The sequence below is a fragment of the Pseudoclavibacter sp. JSM 162008 genome (assembly GCF_041366455.1).
Lineage (GTDB): Bacteria > Actinomycetota > Actinomycetes > Actinomycetales > Microbacteriaceae > Pseudoclavibacter.
In genome coordinates this window covers 65,742-81,223 of sequence record NZ_JBEWYX010000014.1, presented here as the reverse complement: position 1 = coordinate 81,223, position 15,482 = coordinate 65,742, and the positions used below count along the sequence as shown (strand labels likewise).

The window sequence follows — 15,482 nt, the reverse complement described above, 5'->3', positions numbered from 1 at the left end:
ACCGGGGCGAGCCCACGCGCCGGGAGCTCCGTCGGCAGCTCAGCCGGCAGTTCAGCCGAGCACCTTCCGCCAGGCGCCCTCGCTGATGAACGGACGGAAGCCGAGGGCCTCGTTGACGTTCAGCATCGGCCGGTTCTCTTCGGCGTTGTACGTGTAGACCCGCTCGACGTCGGGGTGGAGGCTCCTCCACGCGAGCAGGTTCTCCGCCTTCACGAGCAGGCCGAGCCGGTGGCCGCGGTGCTCGCTCAGCACGAGCGTGTCCTCCTGGTCGGCCCGCTTCGTGCCGTCGGCCATCCGCTGCAGCTCGGTGAAGGCCACGAGCTCGCCGCTCGGGAGGTGCTCGATCGCGCCGACCAGCACCTGGTCGCCTCGGGCGATGGCCGTCGACTCGAGCTCCTCGCGAACGCGCTTCGCGTCCCACTCCTGCTCATCTTCGGCGAGGTCGCCCTGCGGGGCGTCCGTGCTCATGCGGGCCTTCAGCTGCGCGTAGCCGTCGACGTGCTCCTCGGTCGTCGGGTACGACCATGAGACGTAGCGGTAGTCGTCGCCGGCGACCTCGGCCGCGCCGTCGCGCAGCCCGCGGAGGCCGGCGTCGCGCTCCTCCCCGAGCTCGAGCACGCTCATCCGCTCGACCTGTCCCAGCTCGAAGCCGCGGCCGAGCAGCATCTGCGCGGCCGGATCGAGGGCGGGGATGTCACCCACCCCGGTCGGTGACGGGATGCGCGGGCCGTCGACCTCCCGGTGCACGACCCAGGTGCGGATCTCGGTGCGGCCCGCTTCGCGCACCAGGCGCTCACCCAGCTCGTAGGTGGCGGCCCCGAACCCGCGGCCTCTCGCCTCCGGGTGGATCTCGAGCATCATCTTCGCCATGTGGACGTCCTCCGTGAGCGGGAGGTCGAAGAGGACCCGGCCGACGAGGCGCCCGTGCTCTCGGATGAGACGACCGTCGCGGCGCTCGTACTCGCTCGCCTCGTAGCCCGGGAGCAGCACCTCAGCAGGCAGGACGAAGTCGTCGTTGCGGTACGTCTCCCGGGCGACGGCGTTGCGGAGCGCCGTCATCTCGTGGAACGACTCGGCCGACGCATCGCCGAGCGATGACGGGATGGCCAGGGGTTCAGCGGTGAATCCGCCTGGCTGACTGGCGGCGGGGGCAGTGGTGTCGAGCGACATCGGATGCTTCCTGTTGGTGCGGTGAAGCTGCGGCATCGCAGCCGGCCAGGATATCGACGGCGACGCGCTCACCTCAAGCGGGCGGCGTGGCGACCGTCCGTCGCGCATCGCGCTTCATGGACACAACGACCAGAACCGTTCCAGAACTGGACGCCGGGGTAAGGCAAGGCTTATCTTGGCTCGGTGACTGCTTCCGCTGCTCTCCAGACCCGCCCCGCCTACCGGCCGTACTGCGCCGAGGTTCGCTCGGTGCAGCATCTGTCGCCGGCATTCACGCGGGTGACCTTCACGTGCGAGGAGTTCGAGCACTTCGGCACCACCGGGCTCGACCAGCGGATCAAGCTCATCCTCCCCATGGCCGACGGCACGACCAGCGACTTCGGGCAGCGCGACCCTGAGGTCCTCGACGCCGGCCTCTGGTACGAGCGCTGGCGCGAGACGCCAACAGCGCAGCGCAGTCCCCTGCGCACCTACACGGTTCGCCGCGTCGACCCAGACGCGCGCGAGATCGACGTCGACTTCGTCGTGCACCACGGTGCTGGCCCCGCGGGAGCCTGGGCCGAGACCGCGAAGCCCGGCGACGACCTCGTCATCGTGGGCCCCGACCAGCGCAGCGAGCACTCGCACCTCGGCGCCGACTGGCATCCAGGTACCGCCAAGCGCCTGCTCCTCGCGGGCGACGAGACCGCGGTCCCCGCCATCGGCTCCATCCTCGAGTCGCTCGACGAGCGGTGCGACGTGGACGCGCTCCTCGAGGTACCGACGAGCGCAGACATCATCCGCATCGACGCGCCCGCGAACGTCCGCATCACCTGGCTGCCACGCGACGGCGCCAAGCACGGGGCGCGCCTCACGGAGGCCCTGACCAGCTGGTGCGAGGCCTCCCCCGACGCGCTCGCGCAGGCCGCGTCCCCACGCCCGCAGCAGATCGCCGACATCGACGTCGACGTCGACCTCCTCTGGGACAGCCCAGAGGACGGCGAAGGCGAGTTCTACGCGTGGATGGCCGGGGAAGCGGCGACCATCAAGACGCTCCGCCGCCACCTCGTGACCGTGAACGGCGTCGACCGCAAGCGCGTCGCCTTCATGGGGTACTGGCGCCTCGGCCAGTCCGAGCACCAGGAATGATCGCGGGCGCACGCGCGCGCCGCATCCGCCTGGTCGCCGTCGGCGCCGTCGCGCTGCTGATTGCGGCCGTGATCCTGAGCCTTCTCGTCGGAGCCCGCCCCATCGCCCCCTCCGTGGTCCTGGATGCGCTGCTCTCCCCCGATCCAGAGCTCGCGGACCACACCGTCGTGCGAGACCAGCGCATCCCTCGCACGCTGATCGGTCTCCTCGCGGGCGCGGCGCTCGCCGTCGCGGGCACCCTCATGCAGGGCATCACACGCAACCCGCTCGCCGACCCGGGACTCCTCGGCATCAACGCGGGGGCCTCCGTCGCCGTGCTCGTGGCCATCACGTTCTTCAGCATCTCCGCGCCGACCGGATTCGTGTGGTTCGCGTTCGCGGGAGCCGCCGTCGCCGCCGTGGTCGTGGCCTTCGTCGGCACTCGGGGGCCCGACGGCGACAACCCGGCGAAGCTCGCGCTGACCGGGGCCGCGGTCACCGCCGGCCTCACCGCCGTGACCACCCTCATCCTGACGACCTCCATCGTGGCGCTCGACGTCTTCCGCTACTGGCAGGTCGGAGGGCTCACCTCGCGTGGCCTCGACACCGTCGCCGTCGTCGCCATCCCGCTCCTCATCGGCGGCATCATCGCCGTCGCGAGCGCGCGCGGCCTCGACCTCATCGCCCTCGGCGCCGACACCGCGGCAGGCCTCGGGCAGAACGTGGCCCGCACCCGCACGCTCGGCATCCTCGCCACCGTGCTGCTCTGCGGGAGCGCCACCTCGATCGCCGGCCCCATCGTCTTCATCGGGCTCCTCGTCCCCCACGCGCTCCGCGCCATCGTCGGCGACGACTACCGGCGCCTCCTCCTCATCGGCGCGCCCCTCGGCGGCGCCGTCCTGCTCACCGCCGACATCATCGGACGAGTCATCGCCCTCCCCGGCGAAGTGCAGGCCGGCGTGGTCGTCGCCTTCGTCGGCGCCCCGGTCCTCATCACGCTCGTGCTGCGTCGGAAGCAGGTGGCGCTGTGACCGGATGGGATACGCGCACGCTCGCCCCCGCCGCCGAGCACGCAGGGGCCGACTCGCCACTCGAAGCGGTGCGAGCCCGCGTCCGCCGCCGCCGTTCCGCCGTCTTCGTCAGCCTCAGCGTGGCCCTGGCCGCGGTTGTCCTCATCGGCGTGACGACGGGCGACTACCCGCTGACGCTCGAACAGCTCGGCCGCACACTCCTCGGCGGCGGCGACCGTCTCGAGACCTACGTGCTGTTCCAGGTGCGACTCCCCCGGGTCCTCATGGGCGTCCTCGTCGGAGCGTGCCTCGGCGTGGCCGGTGCCCTCTTGCAGGGCGTGCTGCGGAATCCCCTCGCGAGCCCCGACCTCCTCGGCATCAGCGGAGGCAGCAGCGTCGCCGCCGTGTTCGTGCTCCTCGTCTTCGGCGTCACGGGGCCCTTCCTCGCACTCGCAGCGTTCGCCGGAGGCCTCGCGGTCGCCGGCGTCCTCCTCCTCGCGGCTGGCCGGCGCGGCGAGGCCGGCTTCCGCCTCATCCTCGCCGGCATCGGCATCTCGTTCCTCTGCGTCGCCACCATGAACTACCTCATGGTCCGCAGCCAGGTCGAGCTCGCCCAGGCCGCGCTGCTCTGGGTCACGGGCTCCCTCGCCTCCACCGCCTGGTGGCACCTCCTCGTCGTCGGCGTCGTCGCCCTTGCGGCGCTCCCCACCGTGACGCTCTCGGCCCGCTGGCTGCCCATCACGCAGCTCGGCGCCTCCACGTCCGCCGGACTCGGCGTCAGCACCAGTCGGGTGCGCATGATCGCGGTCCTCACCGCCGTCCTGCTCACCGCCGTCACCTGCGCCTTCGCGGGCCCCATCTCCTTCATAGCCCTGTGCGCGCCCGCCATCGCCAGGTCGCTGCTCGGCCACGGCGCCATCGGCGTCGGCGCGAGCGCGCTCACCGGAGCGGCCCTCCTCACCGGCGCCGACCTCGTCGCGCAGTTCGCGATCCCCGAGACCTCACTGCCAGTCGGAGTCGTCACCGGAGCCGTCGGCGCCGTGTTCCTGCTCTGGCTCCTCGCCTCCACGAAAGGACGCCAGCTGTGAACGGCGACGACTTCGCGCTTGCACCCACCGTCGACCCCGCCGCGAGCGCCGGCCCTGGCCCGCGCCTCTCCGCACGCGGGCTCTCCGCCGGCTACCCGAGCCGCACGGTCATCGAGGGACTCGACCTCGACATCACCCCCGGCCGCATCACGATGATCATCGGCGCCAACGCCTGCGGCAAATCCACCCTCCTCGGCGTGCTCGCCCGCCTCACCACGCCGCTCGCGGGCAGCGTTCGCCTCGACGACGTCGACGTGGCGAGCATCCCGAGGCGCCGGTTCGCGCAGACCGTCGGGATGCTCCCCCAGCATCCGACCGCCCCAGACGGCCTCACGGTCGCAGAGCTCGTCTCCCGCGGACGCCACCCCCACCGCGGACTCTTCGACCGCTGGGGCCAGGCCGACACGAAGCACGTCGACGAGGCAATGCGCCGCACCGGCGTCGCCGAACTCGCCGACCGCCCCGTCGGCGACCTCTCCGGCGGGCAGCGCCAGCGAGTGTGGATCGCGATGTCGCTCGCCCAGAACCCCAAGGTGCTCCTCCTCGACGAACCCACGACGTTCCTCGACCTCAGCCACCAGCTCGAGGTCCTCGACCTGCTCGTGAGCCTCAACCGGCGCGAGGGAACCACCATCGTGGTCGTGCTCCACGAGCTGAACCTCGCCGCCCGCTACGCCGACGAGCTCATCGTCATGCGCGATGGACGGATCGTCGCGAGCGGAGCTCCCACCGACGTCCTGACGAAGGAGGTCGTCGCCGACGCGTTCGCGCTCGACGCGCTCGTCATGCCAGACCCCCTCACCAAGACGCCCCTCATCGTGCCCGTGCCAGGCGGCGCCCACACCGGCAGCGAGCCCGCATAGTCCCGCCGCACCCCGACTTCCTCACGTCACGCCCCGTTCGAAAGGAACCACCAATGCACCGAATCCTCCGACCGATCGCCGCCGCAGCGGTCGCGGTCACGGCGCTCGCGCTCAGCGCCTGCTCCCCCGCGGCCACCGACGCAGGCGACACGGCCGCCGCCCCAGGCGACGCATCCAGCTTCCCCGTCACCTTCGAGCACATGTACGGCAGCACCACGATCGAAGAGGCGCCGACCCGCGTCGCGACGTGGGGCTGGGGCGTCACCGACGCGGTCCTCGCCCTCGGCATCGTCCCCGTCGCCATGGCCTCGATGGACTACGGCGGAGGCGACGACCGCATCGCGCCGTGGGTGTCCGACAAGATCGAGGAGCTCGGCGGCGAGACCCCCGTCATCCTCGACAACGCCACCTACGAGCTCTCCGTCGAAGCGCTCCTCGCCACCGACCCCGACGTGTTCATCGCGTCCTACTCGGGGCTCACCCAAGAGGAGTACGACGCCGTCACCGCAGCCGGTGTGCCGGTCGTCGCGCCGGAGGAAGCCATCTGGTCGACGCCGTGGCGCGACGTCATCACCGACACCGGCAAGGCACTCGGACTCGAGTCGGACGCCACCGCGGTCCTCGCCGACCTCGACCAGCAGGTCGCCGACCAGGCCGCAGAGCACCCCGAGTTCGAAGGCACCACCATCGCCTACGCCTCGGAGGACGTCGACACCTTCTACCTCCTGCTCGAGAACGACCCGCGCGTCGAGCTGCTCACCGACCTCGGGTTCACGAGCGCACCATCCGTCGCAGAGCTCGCCACCGGAGAGTCGACCTTCTCCACCACGGTCTCCAGCGAGAACCTCGACCGGATCGACGCGGACGTCGTCTTCACGCAGACCGAGACCGAGGAGCAGCTGCAGACGTTCCTGACCTCGGACCGCACGAAGCTCATCCCCGCCGTCTCGAAGGGTGCCGTCGCGGCGCTCGTCGGCGAAGAGAACGGGGCGGCCATCTCGCCGACCGCGCTCTCCATCCCGTTCTTCCTCCCGACACTGGTCGAGCAGCTCGCCGCCGCCACGGAGGTCGCGAACAGCTAGCCGCGGAGCCCACTCCCGCACGACGAAGATCGCCGCCAGCCAATGTGCCCTTTCGGGCCGCCCAGAAGGGCACATTGACTGGCGGCGATGGGCCGACGCAAGGTCGGCGGGGGCTCCAGCTAGACGCCGACGGCGCGGCTCAGCGCGGCGAACTCGGCGGAGAGTGCGGCCCTAGCGGGCGGTGACGGGGTTCGAGAGCGAGCCGATGCCCTCGATCGTGCAGGTGACGGTGTCGCCCTTCGCGAGGGGACCGACGCCAGCGGGAGTTCCGGTGAGGATGATGTCGCCGGGCAGCAACGTGAACACGCTCGACGCGTACTCGACGAGCTTCGCCACCGAGGTGATCATCTGCGAGAGGTCGCCTTCCTGGCGCAGCTCACCGTTGACCTCGGCCGTGATGCGACCCTTCGACGGGTCGAAGTCGGTCTCGATGATCGGGCCGAGCGGGCAGAACGAGTCGAAGCCCTTGGCGCGGGCCCACTGGCCGTCGCTCTTCTGCAGGTCGCGGGCCGTCACGTCGTTCGCGATCGTGTAGCCGAAGATCACCTGGCCCGCATCGGCGGCCGGCACGTTGCGGGCGACCTGGCCGATGACCACGGCGAGCTCGGCCTCGTGGTCGACGCGCTCCGACTGGGGCGGCAGCACGATGGGGTGGCGCGGGCCGATCACCGAGGTGTTCGGCTTGAGGAACATCATGGGAACCTCGGCGGCCTCGTTGCCGAGCTCGCTGGCGTGCTCCGCGTAGTTGCGGCCGAAGCCGATGACCTTCGAGCGAGGCAGCACGGGCGACTGCAGCTGCACCTGGTCGATCGGGATGCGTTCGTCGAGCGTCTCGTAGCCGAGGTAGAGGGGGTCACCCGCCAGCTTGACGTAGACCTTCTCCTCCTCGTCGAGGATGCCGAAGGTGAGCTGACCCTGGTATTCGAAGCGCGCGATCTTCACCGGGCCAGCCTACAGCGGACCGGGCCGCCCGCGGTCGGGCGATGCCCAGCCACGTCACGCCAGGCCGGCACGAACTACTGCAGCGCCGGGGCCGGCTCCGCGTCGCCGTCGGCGCCCGTCTTGATCGTCTCGCCGCGGAAGAAGCCGGGGCTGCGGAAGTACTGCACGACCATGAGCACGACCCCGAGCAGGAGCACCCCGACACCGAGCACGAAGACGAGGCCGATGCCGTCCTGGGCGATGCCGTCCGCGTCGTAGCTGGTCGCGAAGATCGCCGAGCCGGACCCGAACGACGGCGAGAGCGACGCCCTGGCGGTCTCGAAGAAGAAGTAGAGCAGCGCGAGGCCGCCGAGCAGCGGGAACACGAAGCGGAAGAACACGTTGCGCGTGGATGCGAGCAGCGAGCGACGGAAGTACCAGACGCAGGCGAGCCCGGTCACGCCGTAGTAGAAGCAGACCATGAGGCCGAGGGCCGCGATCGTGTCCCACAGCGCGTTCTCGGAGAGCAGGCGCAGCACGATGTAGAAGGCGATCGCCGCGACGGCCGAGGCGATCGTCGCGACCGACGGCGACTTGAAGCGCGGGCTGACGCTCGCGTACGACTTCGGCAGCGCTCCGTAGTGCCCCATCGCGAGCAGCGTGCGCGACGGCGACACCATGGTCGACTGCAGCGAGGCGGCCGAGCTGAACATGACGGCGACCGTCATGAGCAGTGCGAACGGCCCCATGATCGGCTCGGCGAGGGAAGCGAGGATGCTCTCCTGGTTGTCCGGGTTGCCGGCGCCGAGCCCCTCCTCCCCGATCCCCGCGTACGCGAGCACGGCGAGCGTCATGAGCACGTAGATGGCGACCATGACGAAGATCGTGAGCATGGATGCGCGTCCTGGCGTCTTCTCGGGGTCCTTCGCCTCCTCGTTCATCGTGATGACCGTGTCCCACCCCCAGAAGAGGAAGATCGACAGCGAGACGCCCGCCGAGATCGCGGCGAGCGAGCCGACCTCGAACGGGTTGAACCAGGACAGCTCGACGGGCGTCGCGTCGAACGCGGTGCCGTTCCCGACGTGCACGAACGCCGCGATGATGAACCAGACGATCGCGATGAGCTGCACCACGACGAGCACGTACTGCACCTTCTTCGTCGACTCGACGCCCCGATACGAGATCCACGCCGCCAGCGCGGTGAAGATCACGGTCATCGGGATGTTGATCCACAGCACGCGTGTGAGGTCGGCGAGCGCCGGGTTCTGGAAGATCTGCGCCAGCATGATGAAGAAGAAGTCGACGGCGACGGCCGCCAGGTTGGAGAGCACCAGCACGGTGGCGGCGATGAGCCCCCATCCGCCCATCCACCCGATCCACGGGCCGAACGCGCGGGTCGCCCACGTGAACGACGTGCCGGAGTCGGGCATCGCCGTGTTGAGCTCCCGGTAGCCGAAGACCACGAGCAGCATGGGAATGAAGCCGACCATCATGATCGCCGGCGTGTACACGCCGACCTCCGCGATGGTGGGGCCCAGGCCGGAGGTGACGGCGTAGGCGGGGGCGATGCAGGAGACGCCGATGACCGCGGCTCCGAGCACGCCGACCTTGCCGGCGGAGAGGCCCTTCGCGCTCAGTCCCCCGCCGTGCAGCTCCTCATTGAGCTTCGCGGCGGCTGCGGTTTCCGAAGTTGTCATTTGGTGATGATGACCCATCGACGGTGACCCGTCAATGGGCCGAAATGGCCCCGAAATATACGTGAATCGACAGAACGGCCAGTGGCCTCCACCGACCCGTCGGTTTGCAATCCGGCCGGGCCCGCGAGACATCGGCACCTGCTCGCGCGTGTCCTCCCCCTCGAGAGTTGGTGGGCAGCACCCTCGACCGAGAGGCACCATGAAGAGGCCAACAGATCCGCATCCCGTCATCGAGACCCTGCTCGACGGTGCCGACGACGACGCAGCCCGTCCCAGCCCGCGGTCGCCGAGGCGCGCATCCGCACCCTCCGCCCGCCGCCCCAGGGTTGGCGAGGGCCGCCACGTGTCCAGGCGCAGGCGCACGAGCTCGAAGTTCGTGAGACGCCGCATCATGGTCGCCGCGGCGGCGGCGGTCTGCGTGACCATGGTCGCGGGCATCAGCTTCGTGTCGGCCACGTACTTCCAGGTCGTCGGCAACCTCGCCGACAACGCGGTCGGGCGCGCCGACGGAACGGGCACCGAGATCTCCGGGTGGGACGGCGCCGTTAACATCCTCATCATGGGCTCCGATTCGCGGGACGGGCAGACGAGCGCCGACTACGGGGAGGCCGGCGGGGCCAGATCCGACGTCATGATGCTCCTGCATGTGTCGGCTGACCGCGAGGACGCGACGCTCATCAGCATCCCCCGCGACACCATGCTGCCGACCCCGGAATGCACGACTCCGGCGGGCGACATCGTGCCAGCGCAGGAGGCCGCGCAGATCAACGGCGCCCTCGAGAACGGGCCGTTCTGCTCGCTCGACACGATCCGCGCCTTCACGGGGCTCCCCATCGACCATTTCATCGTCGTCGACTTCGACGGCGTCATCGGCATCACGGAGGCGATCGGCGGCGTCGACGTGTGCGTCGAGAACGACATCGCCGACGACTACTCGGGCCTCTACATGACCGCCGGCACGCACACTCTCAAGGGTGAGGCCGCCCTCGCGTTCCTCCGCACCCGCCACGGCTTCGCCGACGGCAGCGACCTCGGCCGCATCCAGGCGCAGCAGGCGTTCCTCGCCTCCCTCGCCCGGAAGGTGACGAGCGCTGGCACCCTCACGAACCCGGGTGCCCTGTACGGGCTCGCCGACTCCGCGTCCAAGGCCATGACGGTCGATGAGGCGCTCGCGCAGCCGAGCAGCCTCGTTGCCCTCGCGCAGACGCTCTCGAACGTCGACCTCAGCCGGATCGTCATGCTGCAGCTGCCCGTCGTGCCGTACTGGGCAGACCCGAACCGGGTGGAGCCGTTGACCGAGGAGACCGACGCGATCTTCGCGACGCTGCGAGCCGACCTGCCGTTGTCGTTCCAGGACGACGAGGCACCGGATGCGCCGGCCGGGGTGGCCCCGGAGCCCCAGCCCGACGACGCGCCGCAGCCCGAGGACGCGGCCGGAGCGCCGAGCGAACCCCTGACGCTGTCCGACGACATCGTCGGCCGGACGGCGGAGGACACCACCTGCGCGAGCTGACGAAGCACTCCGCATGAACACAGAAACTGGAGTTGCGCATCCGATCATCTGACCGGGATGCGCAACTCCAGTTTCTGTGTCAGGCCCGGCGCGGGCCGGGCGAGAGCGCCCGAGCGCTAGTCCTTCAGCACCTCGATCGACTGCGTGTCGCGGTCGTTGCCGATCTGGATCGTCTCGCCGCGGAAGAATCCGGGGTTGCGGAAGTACTGCACGACCATGATGACGACGCCGAGCAGCAGCACGCCGATGCCGAGCACGAACACGAGGCCGATGCCGTCCTGGGCGATGCCGTCCGCGTCGTAGCTCGTCGCGAAGAGCGCCGAGCCGGAGCCGAACGACGGCGAGAGCGATGCGACTGCTGTCTCGTAGAAGAAGTAGAGCAGCACGATGCCGCCGAGCAGCGGGAACAGGAACCGGAAGAAGAAGTTTCGTGCGGAGGCGAAGAGGCTGTGCCTGAAGTACCAGACGCAGGCGAGGCCCGTGACGCCGTAGTAGAAGCAGATCATGAGGCCGAGGGCCGCGATCGTGTCCCACAGCGCGTTCTCGGACAGCAGCCTCATGACGACGTAGAAGACGACGGCGGCGATGGCCGAGGCCAGGGTCGCGACCGACGGCGACTTGAAGCGAGGGCTGACGTCCGCGAACCGCTTCGGCAGCGCCCCGTAGTGCCCCATCGCGAGGATCGTGCGCGACGGGGAGACCATCGTCGACTGCAGCGACGCCGCCGACGACGAGAGGATGGCGAGCGACATGAGCAGCGCGAACGGCCCCATGACCGGGCCAGCGAGCGCCGCGAAGATGCTCTCCTGGTTGTCCGGGTTCCCCGCCCCGAGACCCTCGGTGCCGATGCCCGCGAAGACGAGCACGGCGAGCGTCGTGAGCAGGTAGATCACCATGATGATGATGATCGTGAGCATGGCGGCGCGGCCCGGGGTCTTCTTCGGGTCCTTCGCCTCCTCGTTCATCGTGATGACCGTGTCCCAGCCCCAGAAGAGGAAGATCGACAGCGAGACGCCGGCGGCGACCAACGACATGTCACCGAGCTCGAAGGGGTTGAACCAGGACAGCTCGACGGGCGTCGGGTCGAAGGCCGTGTTGTTGCTCAGGTGCATGAACGCGGCGATGATGAACCAGGCGAGCGCGATGAGCTGGAACGCCACGAGCCCGACCTGGATCTTCTCGGTCGCCTCGACTCCCCGGTACGAGATCCACGCGGCGAGCGCCGTGAAGAGGATCGTGACGGGGATGTTGATCCACAGCACCCGCGTGAGGTCGGCGAGCTCCGGATTCTGGAAGACCTGCGCCAGCAGGATGAAGAGGAAGTCGACGGCGACGGCGGCGAGGTTCGAGAGCACGAGGACGGTTGCCGCGATGAGCCCCCATCCGCCCATCCACCCGATCCACGGCCCGAACGCGCGCGACGCCCAGGTGAAGGTCGTGCCGGAGTCGGGCATCGCCGAGTTCAGCTCGCGGTAGCCGAAGACCACGAGCACCATCGGGATGAAGCCGATGAAGAGGATCGCGGGCGTCTGCACGCCGACCTGCGCGATGGTCGGGCCGAGACCCGAGGTCAGCGTGTAGGCCGGGGCGATGCACGAGATGCCGATGATGGTGGCGCCGATGACGCCCACCTTGCCGGCGGAGAGGCCCTTGGAGCTGAGCCCGCCCCGCTCCGTGCTGTCTGCTGTCTTCGTCATCGCCCTGTTCCTGTCTCAGTGGATTCGGCACCGGGGGCGGGCTTGGGCGCCTCGGCGGGGAGCACCGCGCGTGGCACGACGATGACCGGCACCGTCAGCACCCGCAGCAGTCGCTGCGCGCGGGCGCCGAGGAAGATGCGGCCTCCCTGCGCGAGTCGGCTGGAGCCGACGAACGCCACGTCGCCCGCACTCCAGTTCGCCTTCTCCAACGCGGCCTCGAGGTTCTCGCCCTCGACGGTCTCGACGGTCGCCTTCCCGGACTCGAGCAGCGCCTCCGCGCGCCCCGCGAGCACGGCGCCGCCGAACTCGCGCACGAACTCCTCGACCTCCTGCACCTGGCTCGGCGGAACGCGGTCGAGCTGCACGAGCGAGAGGAGACGCAGCTGCACGTCGCGCTGGAGCGCGCTCTCGACGGACGTGCCGATGAGCGCGGCCGCACCGGAGCGCGTCCCGAAGAGGGTCGTGATGCGCGTGACGGGGCCCTCCTCCGCGAAGCCAGCTGGCGCGAGCGCCACCGGCAGCGGCGAGGCGTGCAGGAGCGTGGATGCGACGGTCCCGACGGTGAACTGACGCAGGAGCGCCGTCGTGGCCGCCCCGATGACGATCGCGACCGCACCGAACTCCGAGGCGACATCCATGAGGCCCTGCGCCTCGCCCGAGGCGCTGCGGACGACGCCCGTCGCCTGGATACCCTCGGGCACCTGGGCGAGCGCTTCGCTCATCCACGTGTCGATCTGCTTGCCGATGATGCTGTCCGCATCGTCGAGCGGCAGCGGGTGCGTGCCGCTATACGGCGACGTCTCCGGGGTGATCATCGCGATGATGAGCTCCGTGTCCGTGCCTTTGGCGAGGAAGGAGGCGAGGGCGAGAGCGTCATGCCCTCGGTCGCTCGCGATGTAGCCCACTACGAAACGCTGCGTCATGCTGCCTCTCCAGTTCTTCGGGTGTCGTCCGATTTCACGTGCCGTGGGCGCTCAGGACTCGAGGATGCGCTTCGCCGTAGCTTCGCCCATCCGCACTGCGCCGTCAACGTGCTGGTAGCCCTCTGCCGCGAGGTCGGAGCTCGACCAGAAGATGGGGCCGACCGGGTCGTGCTGGATGGCGCCCCAGCGGGCGAGCCCACCGAGGTCGTAGCTGGTCGCGTACGCGCCTCGCGTCCACTCCTCCGCGCCGAAGTCGGAGAGGTAGAACACCTCGGGCTCGAGTGCCTTCGGGCCGAGGAATTCGGCGACGGCCCCGAGCACGGCCGCCTTGCGCTCCTCTTCGCCGAGCGCCCACATGGCTTCGGCCGCCTCGTCGGTGATGAACCCGACGAGCGTGCCGCGCTCGTCTTCGTGGTTGGTGTTGTCGTAGACCTCCTGCACGAGGTGGCCGGCGCCGAAGGCGGTGCCGCTGAGGCCCTCTTCCCGCCAGAACGGCGTCGCGTAGGTGGCGTGCACCTTGATGACGAGGCCCATGGAGATGTGCTGGTGCACGATCATCTGCTGGCGAGGCAGCGCGGGCACGAACGAGACGCGCGAGTAGAGGTTCGGCGGCACGGCCATGATGGCGTGCTGGGCCTTCACGGTGATGTGGTCGGCGATGGCCGTCACCGGGGCGGCCTTGCCTGCGCCGTTGTCGTCCCAGTGGAGGAAGCGCACGGGGTTGTTCAGGAACACGACGTCGTCGCCGAGTTCCGCGGCCATCTGCTGGCTGACCGACTGCATGCCCCCGACGACGCGCTTGTCGAGGATGAAGCTCTCGTCGACGAGGTTCGAGAACGAGCCGGCGGATGCGGCCATGAGCACCGCCTGCAGGGCGGAGAACGCGAAGGCCGGCTTGGTGAGCATGCCGCCCGCGACGAAGAGCCCGATGTTGTTGCAGGCTTCCTCGTCGTCGGACTGCTGACGCAGCCAGTGGTGGAAGGAGATGGTGTCGAGCTCGCGCGCCTTGGCGTGCGCCCAGGGCTCGTGGGGGCCGATCTCGGCGGCGAGGCCGTCGAGGATCTCGATCATGCGGTCCATCTCGGCGGCCGTGTGCTCGCTGACGGGGAAGGTGTCTCCCTCGTAGACGGTGCGCTCGCCCTTGGGGCTGATGTAGACCGACTTGCCTTCGCGGTAGCGCGAGAAGGTGTCCTTGCCGAGCTCTTCGAGAAGCGCGAGGAGTGCCGTCTGGTCCGGCGACACCCACTGGCCGCCGATCTCGAAGGACTGGCCGTCGATGATGTTGGTCCACGTGCGCCCGCCGACGCGGTCTCGCGCTTCGAGGACGGCGACGGTCTTGCCCGCCTGGGTGAGGCGGCGTGCCGCCGTGAGTCCGGATGGGCCCGCTCCGATGATGACGACGTCGCGTTCGATGGTCTGCATTTCCGCTCTTTCCGTTGTGACAGCCCCAAGCGCCCTGGCTTCGCCGTCGAAGTGAGTCAGGATGGCGACCGGGTTCGTGACCGTGCCATCCAAATGAACAGGATTAATTTACGTTAGTCGACACCGCGCCCTCGGACAAGGAGCATTTGCGAGGCGATATGGTCGGGAGACGGGAGGGCCAGTGAGCACCAGCGAACATGTCGAGTCCGATGGACAGCGGCGTGCCGGGCGACCCCGCACGCGCATCCTGACGCAGAAGCGCATCACCGACGCCGCCATGCGGGTCGCGAGCCACGACGGCTACGACGCCCTGACCATGGCGAAGCTCGCCAAGGCGCTCGATGTGACCCCCGCCGCGCTCTACAACCACGCGCACTCGAAGCGGCAGATCCTCCGCTGGATCGAGGACCGCCTCATGGCCGCTGTCGACGCCTCCGCCTTCGAGACCGAGCCATGGGACCTGGCCCTGGCCGCGTGGGCGCGCAGCTACCGGCTCGTCATGAAGGAGCACGACTCGCTCGTCGAGGCGATCGCGAAGATGCCCGTGGCAGGTGCGACCGAGACCCTCGCGATGTACGAGAGCGTCGCCGCAGGCCTCCGCCGCGCCGGCTGGCCAGACGCGAGCATCATGCCGGCGATCGTCGCCATCGAGTCGTTCATCTACGGATCCGCGTACGACCTCAACGCCCCGCTCGACATCTTCGACCTCGGCGACCAGGCGGATGCGGCGCCGACGCTCGCGGCGGCCGTCGCCGCACATCCACCCCGCGAGCTGCGCGAGCAGGCCTTCGAACGCGGCCTCGAGGCACTCATCCGAGGCCTCGGCGTCGCGGCCGGTCTCGAGACGACGACCCACTGACCCGTTCCAGGCCACCGCGCCCCACCCGTTCCGAACCGTCGCGCTGAATCCATCCTGGTGCCCAGCCCCGGCGCAGACATGCGGAAAATGCAGGCTCGTCTCGAAACGAACCAGCAGGAGCCGCATGTTT

Annotated in this window: 13 protein-coding genes; 7 read left to right on the top strand and 6 right to left on the bottom strand. The window is 69.6% G+C overall.

The genetic code is table 11. The features are described 5' to 3' along the window. Positions 1 to 51: 51 nt before the first annotated feature. Positions 52 to 1,170, bottom strand: a complete 1,119-nt coding sequence (locus tag ABVF28_RS12470; protein WP_371030705.1) for a GNAT family N-acetyltransferase — start codon at positions 1,168 to 1,170, stop codon at positions 52 to 54. A 183-nt stretch (positions 1,171 to 1,353) separates the two neighbouring features. Here ABVF28_RS12470 and ABVF28_RS12465 point away from each other — a divergent pair, with 183 nt between their 5' ends. From ABVF28_RS12465 to ABVF28_RS12445, 5 genes are read left to right on the top strand one after another with little or no spacing between them, the layout of a single operon-like run. Continuing rightward, positions 1,354 to 2,298: a siderophore-interacting protein gene (locus ABVF28_RS12465; protein ID WP_371030704.1), complete on the top strand. Its 945-nt coding sequence runs from the start codon at positions 1,354 to 1,356 to the stop codon at positions 2,296 to 2,298. Beyond that, positions 2,295 to 3,308 carry a FecCD family ABC transporter permease gene (locus ABVF28_RS12460; RefSeq protein ID WP_371030703.1) on the top strand — a complete coding sequence of 338 codons (1,014 nt, stop codon included), beginning with the start codon at positions 2,295 to 2,297 and terminating at the stop codon, positions 3,306 to 3,308. Before ABVF28_RS12465 ends, ABVF28_RS12460 begins: the two co-directional genes overlap by 4 nt. Next, positions 3,305 to 4,375 carry a FecCD family ABC transporter permease gene (locus ABVF28_RS12455; RefSeq protein WP_371030702.1) on the top strand — a complete coding sequence of 357 codons (1,071 nt, stop codon included), beginning with the start codon at positions 3,305 to 3,307 and terminating at the stop codon, positions 4,373 to 4,375. The genes ABVF28_RS12460 and ABVF28_RS12455 overlap by 4 nt, the downstream gene beginning before the upstream one ends. Next, entirely contained in the window at positions 4,372 to 5,238 is an 867-nt protein-coding gene (locus ABVF28_RS12450; protein ID WP_371030701.1) for an ABC transporter ATP-binding protein, read from the top strand. Before ABVF28_RS12455 ends, ABVF28_RS12450 begins: the two co-directional genes overlap by 4 nt. A 53-nt stretch (positions 5,239 to 5,291) precedes the next feature. Continuing rightward, positions 5,292 to 6,320, top strand: a complete 1,029-nt coding sequence (locus ABVF28_RS12445; RefSeq protein ID WP_371030700.1) for an ABC transporter substrate-binding protein — start codon at positions 5,292 to 5,294, stop codon at positions 6,318 to 6,320. A 171-nt stretch (positions 6,321 to 6,491) separates the two neighbouring features. On the opposite strand, the gene ABVF28_RS12440 is transcribed toward ABVF28_RS12445, so the two are convergent. Both ABVF28_RS12440 and ABVF28_RS12435 read right to left on the bottom strand, forming a co-directional pair. Further along, positions 6,492 to 7,262: a fumarylacetoacetate hydrolase family protein gene (locus ABVF28_RS12440; RefSeq protein ID WP_371030699.1), complete on the bottom strand. Its 771-nt coding sequence runs from the start codon at positions 7,260 to 7,262 to the stop codon at positions 6,492 to 6,494. Between the two features lie 74 nt (positions 7,263 to 7,336). Next, complete coding sequence (locus ABVF28_RS12435) at positions 7,337 to 8,938, bottom strand: APC family permease (protein WP_371030698.1); 1,602 nt, start codon at positions 8,936 to 8,938, stop codon at positions 7,337 to 7,339. 199 nt (positions 8,939 to 9,137) lie between these two features. Here ABVF28_RS12435 and ABVF28_RS12430 point away from each other — a divergent pair, with 199 nt between their 5' ends. Then, on the top strand, positions 9,138 to 10,451 hold the full coding sequence (locus ABVF28_RS12430) for an LCP family protein (protein WP_371030697.1): 1,314 nt from the start codon (positions 9,138 to 9,140) through the stop codon (positions 10,449 to 10,451). 116 nt (positions 10,452 to 10,567) lie between these two features. Here the strand turns inward: ABVF28_RS12430 and ABVF28_RS12425 are convergent, their stop codons facing one another. From ABVF28_RS12425 to ABVF28_RS12415, 3 genes are read right to left on the bottom strand one after another with little or no spacing between them, the layout of a single operon-like run. Continuing rightward, on the bottom strand, positions 10,568 to 12,148 hold the full coding sequence (locus ABVF28_RS12425) for an APC family permease (protein ID WP_371030696.1): 1,581 nt from the start codon (positions 12,146 to 12,148) through the stop codon (positions 10,568 to 10,570). After that, positions 12,145 to 13,071 (bottom strand): universal stress protein, encoded by a 927-nt coding sequence (locus ABVF28_RS12420; RefSeq protein WP_179557232.1) that lies wholly within the window; start codon positions 13,069 to 13,071, stop codon positions 12,145 to 12,147. Before ABVF28_RS12420 ends, ABVF28_RS12425 begins: the two co-directional genes overlap by 4 nt. Positions 13,072 to 13,122: 51 nt before the next feature. Beyond that, entirely contained in the window at positions 13,123 to 14,493 is a 1,371-nt protein-coding gene (locus tag ABVF28_RS12415; protein WP_211892302.1) for an NAD(P)/FAD-dependent oxidoreductase, read from the bottom strand. Positions 14,494 to 14,674: 181 nt separating this feature from the next. On the opposite strand from ABVF28_RS12415, the gene ABVF28_RS12410 reads away from it, so the two are divergent. Next, the gene (locus ABVF28_RS12410) at positions 14,675 to 15,352 is read left to right on the top strand and encodes a TetR/AcrR family transcriptional regulator (RefSeq protein ID WP_371030695.1); all 678 of its coding nucleotides are present in this window, start codon (positions 14,675 to 14,677) and stop codon (positions 15,350 to 15,352) included. Positions 15,353 to 15,482 lie beyond the last annotated feature (130 nt).